The following is a 13,457-nucleotide window of genomic DNA, read 5'->3' as shown; positions in this document are numbered from 1 at the left end:
TTGACTGACACGCCGCTTTCGCGAGCAGGCTCGCTCCCACAGGTTTCTTCCATAAGTCGCTCCACTGAAACACCCTTGCATGCGCTGCCCCGCAAGACCCGCAGCACCCTATAACAACAACGAGAGTGACCCGATGATGCAAGCGCAATTGTTGAGTCAGCGCAGCACCGTATTCGACCACGCCGATCCTTACGCGGTGTCGGGCTACGTCAATCAGCATGTCGGTAACCATTGCATCCTGATGCCACGGGCCGGGCGACCGCTGGCCAGCCTCAATCACCGTAAATTTGCCAGCCTCGACCTGTGCCGCATCAGCTATGGCGGCAGCGTACGGGTCACCTCCGGTGCCCTGGAAAGCATCTATCACCTGCAAGTGTTGCTGCGTGGCAACTGCCTGTGGCGCGGCCACGGTCAGGAACACTACTTTGCTCCCGGCGAATTGCTGTTGATCAATCCCGACGATCCGGTGGATCTGACCTATTCCGATGATTGCGAAAAATTCATCCTCAAGGTCCCCACGCCGTTGCTCGAGTCCGTGTGCGATGAACAGCGCTGGCGGTACCCGGGGCAGGGTGTGCGGTTCCTGGAGAACCGCTATCAGCTCGACGAACTTGAAGGTTTCGTCGGTCTGCTGGCTATGATTTGCCAGGAAGCCGAGGCCACCGAGCAGATTCCCAAGGTGCAGGAGCACTACGCGCAGATCATCGTCAGCAAGATGCTCAGCCTGATGAAGACCAATGTCAGCCGGATCAGTCTCGGCTCACAGACAGCCACGTTCGAGGTGATCGCCGATTACATCGATCGTAACCTCAAGCAGGACATCGACAGCGAAGAGTTGGCCCGCCAGGCGCGAATGAGCCTGCGCTCGCTGTATGGCTTGTTCGAACGCAACGCCGGCACTACGCCGAAAAACTACATCCGGCACAAACGCCTCGAGCGTATCAATGCCTGCCTGAGCGACCCGACCTGTAACGTGCGCAACGTCACGGAGGTGGCCATGGATTACGGCTTCCTGCATTTGGGGCGGTTCTCGGACAACTACCGCAAGCAGTTTGGCGAATTGCCGTCCGATACCCTCAAGCGCCGGCACTGACCTCGCAAACGCCACCTCCCTGTTGATCGTTCCCACGCTCCCGCGTGGGAACGCCTCAACGGACGCTCCGCGTCCGCTTTTGGGACGCAGAGCGTCCCGCGCTGCATTCCCACGCAGAGCGTGGGAACGATCAATGCCGCGTTGACCTTTGCATAAAACGGATACAGGTCTGCACCCAGCGGATAGTCCGCCCCATCCCCCCGTCCTAGCATGGCCCTGCCTGACAATAACAATGGAGGCGGTGGCCATGACCCTGCGACCCGAATACCTGCATTCCCTGCTTGAAGACGATCCAGAGCAGGGCATCTATCGCTGCAAACGCGAGATGTTCACCGACCCGCGGCTGTTCGACCTCGAGATGAAACACATCTTCGAAGGCAACTGGCTGTACCTCGCCCACGAAAGCCAGATCCCCAACAAAAACGATTTCTACACCACCACCATGGGGCGCCAGTCGATCTTTATCGCGCGCAACAAGGACGGTGTGCTCAATGCGTTCCTCAACGCCTGCAGTCATCGCGGCGCGACGCTGTGCCGGCACAAGTCCGGCAACAAGAGCTCCTACACCTGCCCGTTCCACGGCTGGACTTTCAACAACTCCGGCAAGCTGCTCAAGGTCAAGGATCCGGCCGAAGCGGGCTACCCGGCCAGCTTCAACTGCGAAGGCTCCCACGACCTGACCAAAGTGGCGCGTTTCGAATCCTATCGCGGCTTCCTGTTCGGCAGCCTCAACGCTGATGTGTTGCCGCTGGTCGAGCACCTGGGCGAGTCGGCGAAGATCATCGACATGATCGTCGACCAGTCCGCCGATGGCCTGGAAGTGCTGCGCGGTTCCTCCAGCTACATCTACGAAGGCAACTGGAAACTCACCGCCGAAAATGGCGCCGACGGCTATCACGTCAGCTCCGTGCACTGGAACTACGCCGCGACCCAGAACCAGCGCAAGCAGCGCGAGGCCGGCGATGACAACCCGACCATGAGCGCCGGCAGCTGGGCCAAGCAGGGCGGCGGGTTTTACTCCTTCGACAAGGGCCACATGCTGCTCTGGACCCGCTGGGCCAACCCTGAGGACCGCCCGCTGTACGAGCGCCGTGACGAACTGGCCCAGGACTTCGGCAAGGCCCGGGCTGACTGGATGATCGAGAACTCGCGCAACCTGTGCCTGTACCCGAACGTGTACCTGATGGACCAGTTCAGCTCGCAGATTCGCATCGCCCGGCCGATTTCGGTCAACCGCACGGAAATCACCATTTACTGCATCGCCCCCAAAGGCGAAAGCGATCACGCCCGTTCGAGCCGGATTCGCCAGTATGAGGATTTCTTCAACGTCAGCGGCATGGCCACCCCGGACGACCTGGAAGAGTTCCGTTCCTGCCAGACCAGTTATGAGGGCAGCGCGACGGCCTGGAACGACATGTCCCGTGGTGCCGAGCATTGGGTCGAAGGCGCCGATGAGGCCGCGAAGGAAATCGATCTGCATCCGTTGCTCAGCGGCGTACGCACCGAAGACGAAGGCCTGTTCGTGCTGCAGCACAAGTATTGGCAGCAGACCATGCTCAAGGCCTTGGCCGCAGAACAGTCCGACCTGATTGCAGTGGAGGCCGTGCAATGACTATCACCTATGAAACCGTGCGCGACTTTCTCTATCGCGAAGCCCGTTACCTCGATGACCGGCAATGGGATGAATGGCTGGAGTTGTATGCACCGGACGCCACGTACTGGATGCCGTCCTGGGACGACAACGACGAGTTGACCATCGATCCGCAGCGGGAAATCTCGCTGATCTGGTACGGCAACCGCACCGGTCTGGAAGACCGCGTGTTCCGGATCAAGACCGAGCGCTCCAGCGCCACCATGCCGGACACCCGCACCTCCCACAACATCAGCAACATCGAGCTGCTCGAACAGGCCGACGGATTGTGCAAGGTGCGCTTCAACTGGCACACCCTGAGCTTTCGCTACAAGACCGTCGACAGCTATTTCGGCAGCAGTTTCTACACCCTCGATGTGCGCGGCGAGAACCCGTTGATCAAGGCCAAGAAAGTGATCCTGAAGAACGACTACGTTCGCCAGGTCATCGATGTTTACCATTTGTGAGGCAGCCGTCATGACTCATTCCATCGCGTTCAATTTCGAAGACGGCGTCACCCGGTTCATCGACGCCAATGCCGGCGAAACCGTGGCCGATGCCGCGTACCGCCAGGGCATCAACATTCCGCTGGACTGCCGTGACGGCGCCTGCGGCACCTGCAAATGTTTCGCCGAAGCCGGTCGCTACGACCTGGGCGAGGAATACATAGACGACGCCCTCAGCAGTGATGAGGCCGAGCAAGGTTTTGTCCTGACCTGCCAGATGCGCGCCCTGAGCGATTGCGTGGTCCGCGTGCCGACCTCCTCGGATGTCTGCCGCACCCGCCAGGCCAGTTATGACGCGACCATCAGCGCCGTGCGCCAGTTGTCCGACAGCACCATCGCGCTGTCGATCAAGGGTGAAGCCCTGAGCAAACTGGCGTTCCTGCCGGGGCAGTACGTGAACCTCGGGATTCCCGGCAGTGAGCAGACCCGCGCCTACTCGTTCAGCTCGTTGCAGCGTGATGGCGAGGTCAGCTTCCTGATTCGCAACGTGCCTGGCGGCCTGATGAGCAGCTTCCTCACCGGCATGGCGAAGGCGGGCGACAGCATGAGTCTGGCCGGGCCGTTGGGCAGTTTTTACCTGCGCGAGATCCGCCGTCCGTTGTTGCTGCTGGCTGGCGGCACCGGCCTGGCGCCGTTTACCGCGATGCTGGAGAAAATCGCCGAGCAGGGCAGTGAGCATCCGCTGCATCTGATCTACGGCGTGACCAACGATTTCGACCTGGTGGAAATGGATCGACTCGAAGCCTTCGCCGCCCGCATCCCGAACTTCAGCTTCAGCGCCTGCGTGGCCAGCCCCGACAGCCAGCACCCGCTCAAGGGCTACGTGACCCAGCACATCGAGCCCAAGCATTTGAACGATGGCGACGTCGATGTCTACCTGTGCGGCCCGCCGCCGATGGTCGAGGCAGTCAGTCAGTTCATTCGCGAACAAGGCATCGCCCCGGCGAACTTCTACTACGAAAAATTTGCCGCCAGCGCGGCATAAGCATTCTCCGCGGATTGCCCCCGTAGGAGCTGACGGCTCCTACAGAGGAGGTGGCGCGAACACGAGGTGGGTATGAACAGATTTCACGAAAAAGTCGCGTTGATTACCGGTGCCGCCCAGGGCATCGGTCGCCGGGTTGCCGAGCGCATGGCGGCCGAGGGCGCGCAGTTGATCCTGGTGGATCGCTCCGAGCTGGTGTTCGAGGTGCAAAAAGAGTTGGGGCAGCACAGCCAGGTGCTCGCCCTGACGGCCGATCTTGAGCAATACGAAGAATGCAGCCGGGTGATGCACGCCGCCGTCGAGCGCTTTGGTCGCCTGGATGTACTGGTCAACAACGTCGGCGGCACGATCTGGACCAAGCCTTTCGAACACTACGAAGCCCAGCAGATCGAAGCCGAAGTCCGTCGTTCGCTGTTCCCGACGCTGTGGTGCTGCCATGCCGCGCTGCCGTTCATGCTTGAACAGGGCAGTGGCGCCATCGTCAACGTGTCGTCCATCGCCACCCGCAGTGTCAATCGCGTGCCATACGGTGCGGCGAAAGGTGGGGTGAATGCGCTGACCGCGTGCCTGGCGTTCGAAACCGCGGGTCGTGGCATTCGAGTCAACGCCACCGCCCCCGGCGGTACCGAAGCGCCGCCGCGGGCCATCCCGCGCAACGCCGCGGAACAAAGTGCCCAGGAAAAGGTGTGGTATCAGCAGATCGTCGACCAGACCCTCGACAGCAGCTTGATGAAACGCTACGGCACACTGGATGAACAGGCCGGCGCTATCCTGTTCCTGGCCAGCGACGAAGCGTCCTATATCACCGGCATGACCCTGCCGGTCGGCGGTGGCGACCAGGGCTGACGGGGCTGGACAACTAAAAGCGACGCTGAAACGCTGTGACGATTTTAAGCGTGGCGTCGCTTGTGTCCAGATTGTGTATCGCCTCCAGCGGGTACCAGATGCAATCGAAGATTTCGTTTTGCGGCCGAGCCTCTCCCGGGTTCAGCACCGAGGCCTCGTAGACGTGGTGTCGCGTATTGCCGGTTTGCAGTTCCATCAGATACAGCAGGCCGTCGACCCCAAGCCCGGTTTCTTCCTGAAGTTCGCGCATGGCCGCACCCGCGATGGTTTCACCGCGCTCGACTTTGCCGCCCGGCAGCGTCCAGCGACTCTTTGGCTTGCGCACCAGGAGAATATGCCGGTCCTGCTCGCAAATGATTGTCGCGCGTACTTTCATGTGCCACTTGACCGCCTGTTGTCATGAACCAGACCTATAAATGCAATATTCCGGCCGGAACCGGCCAGATCGCTGCTTGAAAGGTTGGAGTGACGGGACGCAGGGAAAGTGCAATCCCTCTGCAACCACCGGCGCGACGTCTGGTCTGCATTTAAGTAAGGGGCAGGTGTAAGGTAATCAAGTCAAGGGTGGCTGATCACTGCCGAACAGGAGGTAACCATGAGTGTTCCCATGCTCAACAAGATGCACATGAACGGTTATGACGTACTCAGCGTAAACAACGGCCCGTGGCGGGTCTGCACCGAGGGTGACCGGCTCGGCGCGTTTGCCAGCAGGGAAGAGGCACTGGCCTTCGCGGCCTCTCTCCCCGGTTACAAGCCTCGGGCAAAAAAGCCCGGCAACAGCCAGAAGACGGATAAATAGTGCACTTAAGCCCCGGTTCGCCGGGGCTTGTCGTTTTCAGGCGGATCGTGCGGTTTTCGACTGATGGCCTTGGCCTTCACCTCTTCGGCATAGCCCGCCAATCGCTGCTCATCGCCCTGGAACAGGTCGCACAAGCGCAGGGCTGCCTGTGCATCCACATCATTGCCCGCCAGGCGCAACTGATCCGCGATGCGCAACAGCTCGACCGCCGACCATCGCAAGTCCGAGGCAACGCTTTGCAGGTCACGTCGAAGTTCGTTTTCCGATTCGTTAAGCCACATAATGACCTCCTGATAAGCTCCGCTACGAAATTTTAGTCCCATTTCGGCGGGGGAGCGTTATGTTTGTCCGATCCTGAATAGAGCCGCAATCATGCAAGCCTCTACCTGGCAACTGTTGGAAGTGCGCGACGGCAAGCCGATCAAGCTGTGGACCGAGGGCGTCCCGGTCGAAAGCGAAGCCCGGCAGCAATTGATCAACACCGCGAAGATGCCGTTCATCTTCAAACACCTGGCGGTCATGCCCGATGTGCACCTGGGCAAAGGGTCGACCATTGGCAGCGTGATCCCCACCGTGGGCGCGATCATTCCGGCCGCGGTCGGGGTCGACATCGGTTGCGGCATGATCGCCGCCTGTACCACCCTGACAGCCACCGACTTGCCCGACAACCTGCATGCGCTGCGCAGCGCCATCGAAAAGGCCGTACCCCACGGACGTACATTGAGCCGAGGTCGCCGCGACGAAGGCGCGTGGCACAGCGTGCCAAAGCAGGCGGACCGGGCTTGGGCGGCGCTGGATCAACGGTTCAAGTCGATTACCGCCAAGTACCCGAAACTGGCCAGCACCAACAACCGCCACCATTTGGGCACGCTGGGCAGCGGCAATCATTTCATCGAGGTCTGCCTGGACGAAGCCGACAGGGTCTGGTTCATGCTGCACAGCGGCTCGCGCGGCGTCGGTAACGCCATTGGCAATCTGTTCATTCAATTGGCCCAGGCGGACATGCGTCAGCACCTGGCCAATCTGCCGGACCGCGACCTGGCTTATTTCAAAGAAGGCAGTCGACATTTCGCGGACTATGTCGAAGCGGTGGGCTGGGCCCAGGATTTCGCCCGGCAAAACCGTGCATTGATGATGCAGGCGGTGATCGGGGCCGCTCGGCACGTGATCCGCAAGCCATTCGAGGTCGCGCTGGAGGCTGTCAACTGTCATCACAACTATGTGCAGAAAGAGCGGCATTTCGGCGAGGACGTGTGGGTCACCCGCAAGGGCGCGGTGTCGGCGAACAAAGGCGAGCTGGGGATCATTCCCGGCTCCATGGGGGCGAAAAGCTTCATCGTTCGCGGCTTGGGCAATGAACAATCGTTCTGCTCCTGCAGCCACGGCGCCGGGCGCACCATGAGCCGCACCAAAGCGAAAAACACCTTCACCGTCGACGATCAGATCCGCGCCACGGCCCATGTGGAGTGCCGCAAGGATGCATCAGTGATTGATGAAATACCGATGGCATCATATTGTGTTATGGACATTGACAATGGCTGAGGGTGCCCAAATGCGGGCCCTGTAGAGGTAAATAGCATGTCAATGTTGGTTTTATAAAAACATTGATTGATTGACTAGGTCTGCAAACGGACAAGCTGAGCAAGCTGTGATTGACACGTCGATTTTTCTATCGATTGACACAAAAAAGCGGATTTTCCGCTCGCTTAGAACGGATTCCGCTGAGTCTAGATGTGATTTTTCTCCCTGATTCTTTTGCAGTATCGAGAGACAGTAGCCGAACTGAGCTCAAGATTTTTTGCAATAGTCTTCTGATCCAAACCCGTCTGTAGAAGGGCTTCGATCTTTTCTTCTGTGAGCTTTAGGCGCGATTCATTCGAAAGGCCTTCTGTAGCCTGAGCTCGGTCAACTTCCTTCTGGAATGCTTCGAGCAACCCGTTATGGCTGAGAAGGGTAGTCGCGGCTAGAACCCCCTTTATCGTCTCTTGAACGGACTGTCCACTCCGCACGGATTCGCACAAAGCGACCATCAGGAGCGGTTCAACTTTCAGAACAGCAGCGATGGCAACGACCTTATCTAGCGTAACGCTCGAATTTCCGTTCTCAAGCCAGCTCGTGTAATGACGACCCATAGCTTCTGAAAATTCATCCTGGCTCATGCCCTTTGCTTTACGCAGAGCTCGCAGCGTGACAGCGAAGGCGCGCCTCATTGACATCTTGTATCCCCAAAAGGAAGGGATAAAGCCATGTTGCTTCGATTTCATCGACCGTATATATTAGGCAGTTGAAATTTATGGCGATTAGGGAGGCGAATTTTCGATTTTGCACGGCTCACGCTCGTCTTTTTTTTCGACTCCCTTAAACATTAGCCATAAATTGACACTGTGACCAAGGAGGTGAGGGTATGAGAATTCACTTGCTGTCAGACCTCCACCTTGAGTTCCAGGATTTCTCGCCTGCTACGCATGACGTGGATGTTGTTGTGTTGGCAGGGGACATCGATCTATTAGCCAGGGGAGTGGAATGGGCAAACAAAAACTTTCGCTGCCCGGTGATCTACGTCGCCGGAAACCATGAGTATTACAAAGGCCATCTCGATCGAACGTTGGAAAAAATGCGGACTAAGGCGTTCCCGCATGTTCACGTTCTAGAGAACGATCAAGTAGTCATCGATGGAGTGAGGTTTCTTGGTACAACCAGCTGGACTGATTTTCGCTCAACTGGAGATGTATCTTCTGCGCTTCTTAGTGCTCAAGGATCTATGAATGACTATAGGCAGATCAGAACTGGAGCTCAGTATCGACGTGTAAAACCAATCGAAATGCAGCAAAAGTCGGAATTTGCGAAACAATGGCTGCTCTCGCAATTGTCCACAAAGTATCAAGGGAAGACAGTAGTCGTAACGCATCATGCACCATCACCTGAGTGTGCCCCCGGGATTAAATATGAAATGGGGCATCTAGCTGCAGCTTACGTCAATGATTGGAAAGAATTTGCAGAATTCGATATAGATCTATGGGTTCACGGTCACACGCATGTCGGCTATCACAAATCCATTAACGGCATTCCACATGCATCCAATCCGCGTGGCTACCCGTTTGAAGACACGGGATTTGTATCGGATCTAGTGCTGACGATTTAAAGGTCAACGGCGCGCCAACAAAGTCTGTTATCCAGGAGTGTGTAGTGTTTAGAACAAGCGAAAGTCAGCTGCAAGGCAGATTTAAAATGCCTGATGAGAGTCTCCTGCTGTGGAAGTCAGTCGACCTTAGTCACAACCAATATTCGTTCTTAATAGAGGGGGTAGGGTTCTTCGACGGAACATTGGGGCCAAGCACGCGCCTCGTCTGTGACGCAGCATCGGTTCAAACCATATGCAGTTCAGGTGATTCTGAATTTATTGCTGTCACCAAGGTATACCTCATTTCGCCACCGTGGATGAATCGGCAAAGTGAGCGCCTAATGGAACCGCTTTCCGAAATAAGATTGCAAAGCTCTGACAAAGAGCCACCAGTCTACGAGTTCGTGACCATGGCGGGGCAAACCTATACAAGCGTTCCTTAACCTAAATCAATTTGAGATTTAACTATGGTGACGTTGGATGAAATCGCTCAGCTCCTCTACGGTAATGACGGGGGAACTTCGGGTTGGACTGGTTCCCAAGAGGATTTAATTTCCCTAGCGGGAAAGCTGTTCCCCGGCAAAGCGTTTTGTGTGGTGCGGCAGTGGATCTTGATTGACCTCACTGTGACACCTGAGGAAATGGAAAAGCTTACGAACCTCGGTCTGCTTCCCATGACGCTATTCGCTCACGAGGTAGTCCTGGACAGCGGAGGGCGCTTTCAGCCAGGCATGTGGGTGCGCAGTAATTTTGTGGTGTCTTTCATTTACGGCTGCATGTTTGAAACCAAGAGCACCGTCTACCTTTTATGGGGCCCAGGCCAACGAAAATCTGCCACTGTGGGAGCCGCGTTTTCGATGTCGCCCGCGTGAGCGGTGAACACCGCAAACACATGTTGAGTAATTTTGGAGATTTGGCCGGATGCCTGATGCAATCGAAGTAGAGCTGCACGGTAAAGATGTCAGTGAGTTTCAACTGGTTCGCTTGGTTCGAGCGAGCCATCGAAAATACAGCGTGCCGATTACTGCTTTCATCAGTGATGCTTTCATTGCTGAGGATACGTGCGTAGGTGTTTCTTTTGACCACTCTGAGAAAAACGAGGCGTTCCGCAAAGTAGATGGCGCTATCCTCCGCACTGGAAAAATTCACTCGGCGAGAAAGGAAGGACGGTTCTGGGTGCTTGAAACGCTCGATGGAAATTACGTAGTCGGCAGCTTCATGCGAGATTGTGGACGGCCTGGTTTTCTGAAGTTCCTTAGCACCGGCGAGCGCATCTGAGCGCTCAGTCAAAGTGCTCCAAAGCCGCGATTTGGAGCCCTTCATTTGGTCGGCTCGATTTTTTGATTAGCCGCTATGCGAAGGGGCGACTGGCTCGCACCTGGTGGCAGCACAAAGGAATACCTGCCTGGGCGGCAGGCGACGTAGTTCTTGGTTAATCTCTCAAGAGCACTTGGCGAAGCTCGGCTTACCCCTCACGCTGGACGCTAAATAAACTTTTTAATCTGTTAAAGATCGTCGGGGGTTGAGCCGAATTTGATTTAGTAAGCCAATTTTTCGAGAATGCCATGAGCGACAACCAGCGTTTGAAATCCCGCCTCACCTTCAGGTCTTCTGAGTTTTTCAGTTTTCCAGGAACAGACGAGCATTACCGTGCGACTGTCAAACTCACCCCGTCCCGTATTATTCGTGTAGTCCTAGACGACTTCAAAGCATGCTTCACCACACAGCAAGCTTATGAGATCGCGTCTGGTTTAATCAAAGCAGTACTCAACTCGTTTGATCCCAATCACCCAAAGTCGGATAAGTCTAATATCCAAACAAATCACGACAATTGGGCTGTTCTCATTGAGCGCCATGAGCCGTTTGGATCACAGAAAACACTTGATTTGCTCCAGGTCGTGATGACTGGTAGAAGTTTCCTAATGACAGGAGCCCTGCTTGATCCCGAACCGGTGCGGGAATTTAAAGATGGGGAAGAGGCTATCTATGATTTTCAGATCAGACTAGATGGCCAATACGTCTTATTGCTTTTTGGTTGGGTTGGCTGGAGTCTCAGCCGAGGGGAAGCACAGTGGTTAGCGGAACAGCTATGGACTGCGGTGTTTTTAGCGACGAAGCCTAAAGCGCATTTAATCAGGAGTCCGCATAACGCGTATAGGTGACCTGATGTTTGTTTAGGGCAGGGCTACAGCGGGGCCGGGAGATGAAACCGCTTATATTCGCTGCCGCGAACGGATCCGACCCTCACCATGGGGTGGGAGATAAAACCCCCGATATTCGTCAAAGTCCCATATTTGCTGGGCGGAACGGCCAGCGTGGCCGGGAGATGAAACCGCTTATATTCGCTGCCGCGAACGGATCCGACCCTCGCCATTGGGTGGGAGATAAAACCCCGATATTCGTTAAAGGCCCGTATTTGCTGGTTGGAACGGCCAGTAGGGCCGGCAGATGAAACCGCCGATATTCGCTTCAGCCAGCCGATCCGGCCCGCGCCACTGGGTGAGAGATAAAACCACGCATATTCATCTGACCACGGCTAGCCGCTTACGCGAAAAAGCGACTGAATTATTGTCCTAGAGGCAGCGGTCAGGATTAAGCCCTCATGTCCGCGCGCAGGGCACTTTTGGGATTATTCAAAATTATGGCTCAGTCATAATTATTGCTGATCCATAATTTTTCTGCCCCAGCGGGCGGCTTCAAAAAATGGATTTCGGCCTTCGCTCGTATGTCGAACGGGTAGCAGGGGATAGCAATTTCCGTTGATTCATTGATGCCCTTCGAGGAGGAATCCATGCTCAGCTATCTGTTCATTGGCGCCAACGATGTCGAGGTTTCAGCACGGTTCTACGACGCCATTCTGTCGCCGCTTCGCTATGAGAAAGAGCAATCTGAAGGGCAATACTGCTTCTCACTTCCCGAGAGTGCGGATAAGTCCAATGGGCCAGGCAGCATTCATATCGCTCGACCTTTTGACGGCCAACCGGCGACGGCGGGGAATGGGATGATGCCGGCGCTGCAGGCCGACTCCAGGTCAACAGTAGAGAAGGTATACGCTGCTGGTCTGGCAAATGGTGGAATGGATGAAGGCAAGCCGGGTATCCGAGAGGCTTACACCGATGACTTCTATGTTGCCTACCTTCGTGATCCGGTAGGAAACAAGATCGCCGTCTTCTTCAAAGGCTGATCGGTATCAGTGTTGCGTCAATCAGCCGGGGAAAATTGGTATTTTTCGAAGTCGCGGCACGCAGAAAACTAGATAAAACTTTAGCGGAATGATGAGAGTCATCCATAGGTAGCCATTGCTCAACGGAGTGTTGGCCATTCAATCCCTGGAGAATTCACATGAGCTTATTCAGCACGATATTGGAAAAACTCGGGATAGGTAAACACGCAGCGTCGCCAGCCGAGGCCGCTCCTGCTGATCCTACCGCCGGTGCTTCCCCCGTTACACCACAGACCTCGACCCCGACCCCGACGGCTGCGATCAGCGAAGTCGACGTCGCCTCGAAACTGGAAGCCTTGGCCAGCCAGCAAAGCGCGCAACTCAATTGGCGCACCTCGATTGTAGATTTGCTCAAACTGTTGAACATCGACAGTAGCCTGGCTGCACGTAAACAACTTGCTGCGGAGTTGCATTACACAGGCTCTACTGACGATTCGGCAGCGATGAACATCTGGCTCCATTCGGCGGTTATGAAAAAGCTGGCGGAAAATGGCGGGAAGGTGCCTGCGGATTTGCTGAATTAGAATTACGTTGCTCAGGTACAAATCCTGCGCTGGTGCGTACCGTGTTCACGGGCTGAAAATCTGGGAACAGCGGTACGCACTTATCATAGGCATGGGAAAACCCTGTCCGTTATCGTTTGAGTTTCCCAATCCCAGTAGGACTAAGACTTGGAATGCCTAAGGCTAGTGCCTCTCCCTTTCCTCGGCTCCTGCCGGTGGTAATCTCTTCAGATTTCGGCACTGAGGGAGCGGTACCACTCTGCATAAGGTGTATTGTCAATCTGATTCCTGTTGAAGTCAGGGCTGCCGTCGTTCCACCAAACAGGCCCGCGCTCACCGAGGTCTACCTTGGCCTCCTGAACCCTTGCCCGTGCCGCCAATAACTGCCCAGGATCACCAGACGCTTTCGCTGCCTTTACCTCACGACGCGCCGTCATCAAGTCATTGACCAAGCGCTGCCGCGCATCTTCATTCAACAATGGATTGGTGCAACGCCACAGCTGCCCTTTGACTACAAAGTAGCGACCGTCAGGAGTCATTGGAGTCATTGGATTCATCTCTGCATCTCCATGGGGCCTAAGTACGGCACACCCAAGCTCGTGGCATCGCACAGCTGTATTTTGGTGAGGGATTCTCTTAGGTGGTACTGGCTAGACGGCCGCTTACCCCCATCCAGCCATTAAAAAAAGCAGCCCTTACTCCCAGATATCATGATTTTTCACCAGCACGAGTCTTCCTTTATAGTCCTCTG

The 13,457-nt window shown here is 56.0% G+C and carries 16 protein-coding genes and 1 pseudogene; 13 read left to right on the top strand and 4 right to left on the bottom strand.

Translation table 11 applies throughout. From position 1 onward, the window contains the following. Window positions 1-133: 133 nt before the first annotated feature. The 5 genes from ACA067_RS19565 to ACA067_RS19545 all read left to right on the top strand — a co-directional run bounded on the left by ACA067_RS19565 (window position 134) and on the right by ACA067_RS19545 (window position 5,060). The gene (locus ACA067_RS19565) at window positions 134-1,093 is read left to right on the top strand and encodes an AraC family transcriptional regulator (protein ID WP_497458075.1); all 960 of its coding nucleotides are present in this window, start codon (window positions 134-136) and stop codon (window positions 1,091-1,093) included. 247 nt (window positions 1,094-1,340) lie between these two features. Beyond that, window positions 1,341-2,705: a benzoate 1,2-dioxygenase large subunit gene (gene benA, locus ACA067_RS19560; RefSeq protein ID WP_064677166.1), complete on the top strand. Its 1,365-nt coding sequence runs from the start codon at window positions 1,341-1,343 to the stop codon at window positions 2,703-2,705. Continuing rightward, window positions 2,702-3,190, top strand: a complete 489-nt coding sequence (benB, locus tag ACA067_RS19555) for a benzoate 1,2-dioxygenase small subunit (protein ID WP_497458074.1) — start codon at window positions 2,702-2,704, stop codon at window positions 3,188-3,190. The genes benA and benB overlap by 4 nt, the downstream gene beginning before the upstream one ends. Before the next feature lie 10 nt (window positions 3,191-3,200). Then, window positions 3,201-4,214, top strand: coding sequence for a benzoate 1,2-dioxygenase electron transfer component BenC (gene benC, locus ACA067_RS19550; RefSeq protein WP_497458073.1), 1,014 nt, complete (start codon window positions 3,201-3,203; stop codon window positions 4,212-4,214). 72 nt (window positions 4,215-4,286) lie between these two features. After that, window positions 4,287-5,060 (top strand): 1,6-dihydroxycyclohexa-2,4-diene-1-carboxylate dehydrogenase, encoded by a 774-nt coding sequence (locus tag ACA067_RS19545; RefSeq protein ID WP_497458072.1) that lies wholly within the window; start codon window positions 4,287-4,289, stop codon window positions 5,058-5,060. Between the two features lie 13 nt (window positions 5,061-5,073). On the opposite strand, the gene ACA067_RS19540 is transcribed toward ACA067_RS19545, so the two are convergent. Continuing rightward, window positions 5,074-5,436: an NUDIX hydrolase gene (locus tag ACA067_RS19540; RefSeq protein WP_497458071.1), complete on the bottom strand. Its 363-nt coding sequence runs from the start codon at window positions 5,434-5,436 to the stop codon at window positions 5,074-5,076. A 219-nt stretch (window positions 5,437-5,655) separates the two neighbouring features. Between ACA067_RS19540 and ACA067_RS19535 the strand changes: the two genes are divergently transcribed. Further along, window positions 5,656-5,859: an SPOR domain-containing protein gene (locus tag ACA067_RS19535; protein WP_497458070.1), complete on the top strand. Its 204-nt coding sequence runs from the start codon at window positions 5,656-5,658 to the stop codon at window positions 5,857-5,859. A gap of 5 nt (window positions 5,860-5,864) precedes the next feature. On the opposite strand, the gene ACA067_RS19530 is transcribed toward ACA067_RS19535, so the two are convergent. Then, complete coding sequence (locus ACA067_RS19530) at window positions 5,865-6,140, bottom strand: hypothetical protein (RefSeq protein WP_497458069.1); 276 nt, start codon at window positions 6,138-6,140, stop codon at window positions 5,865-5,867. A 91-nt stretch (window positions 6,141-6,231) separates the two neighbouring features. On the opposite strand from ACA067_RS19530, the pseudogene ACA067_RS19525 reads away from it, so the two are divergent. After that, window positions 6,232-7,368: pseudogene (locus ACA067_RS19525) on the top strand (RtcB family protein); the annotation flags it as partial. A gap of 218 nt (window positions 7,369-7,586) precedes the next feature. On the opposite strand, the gene ACA067_RS19520 reads toward ACA067_RS19525, so the two are convergent. Continuing rightward, window positions 7,587-8,069 (bottom strand): helix-turn-helix domain-containing protein, encoded by a 483-nt coding sequence (locus ACA067_RS19520; protein ID WP_497462808.1) that lies wholly within the window; start codon window positions 8,067-8,069, stop codon window positions 7,587-7,589. Window positions 8,070-8,263: 194 nt separating this feature from the next. Between ACA067_RS19520 and ACA067_RS19515 the strand changes: the two genes are divergently transcribed. From ACA067_RS19515 to ACA067_RS19490, 6 genes are all read left to right on the top strand, one after another. After that, window positions 8,264-9,001 carry a metallophosphoesterase gene (locus ACA067_RS19515; RefSeq protein ID WP_497458068.1) on the top strand — a complete coding sequence of 246 codons (738 nt, stop codon included), beginning with the start codon at window positions 8,264-8,266 and terminating at the stop codon, window positions 8,999-9,001. Between the two features lie 446 nt (window positions 9,002-9,447). Beyond that, on the top strand, window positions 9,448-9,852 hold the full coding sequence (locus ACA067_RS19510; RefSeq protein WP_497458067.1) for a DUF6957 family protein: 405 nt from the start codon (window positions 9,448-9,450) through the stop codon (window positions 9,850-9,852). A 49-nt stretch (window positions 9,853-9,901) separates the two neighbouring features. Continuing rightward, a complete protein-coding gene (locus ACA067_RS19505) occupies window positions 9,902-10,258 on the top strand; it encodes a hypothetical protein (RefSeq protein WP_497458066.1) in 357 nt (118 codons plus the stop codon). A 287-nt stretch (window positions 10,259-10,545) separates the two neighbouring features. Further along, window positions 10,546-11,142, top strand: coding sequence for a hypothetical protein (locus ACA067_RS19500; protein ID WP_497458065.1), 597 nt, complete (start codon window positions 10,546-10,548; stop codon window positions 11,140-11,142). A gap of 629 nt (window positions 11,143-11,771) precedes the next feature. Beyond that, the gene (locus ACA067_RS19495) at window positions 11,772-12,164 is read left to right on the top strand and encodes a VOC family protein (protein ID WP_150788413.1); all 393 of its coding nucleotides are present in this window, start codon (window positions 11,772-11,774) and stop codon (window positions 12,162-12,164) included. Between the two features lie 158 nt (window positions 12,165-12,322). Then, window positions 12,323-12,727: a DUF3597 domain-containing protein gene (locus ACA067_RS19490; RefSeq protein WP_497458064.1), complete on the top strand. Its 405-nt coding sequence runs from the start codon at window positions 12,323-12,325 to the stop codon at window positions 12,725-12,727. A 206-nt stretch (window positions 12,728-12,933) separates the two neighbouring features. Here ACA067_RS19490 and ACA067_RS19485 read toward each other — a convergent pair whose 3' ends face one another. Further along, window positions 12,934-13,254 carry a hypothetical protein gene (locus ACA067_RS19485; protein WP_497462807.1) on the bottom strand — a complete coding sequence of 107 codons (321 nt, stop codon included), beginning with the start codon at window positions 13,252-13,254 and terminating at the stop codon, window positions 12,934-12,936. Window positions 13,255-13,457 lie beyond the last annotated feature (203 nt).

The sequence above is a fragment of the Pseudomonas sp. LBUM1674 genome (assembly GCF_059695635.1).
The sequence above is the reverse complement of the archived record's forward strand: the minus strand, read 5'-3'. Positions and strand labels throughout refer to the sequence as shown.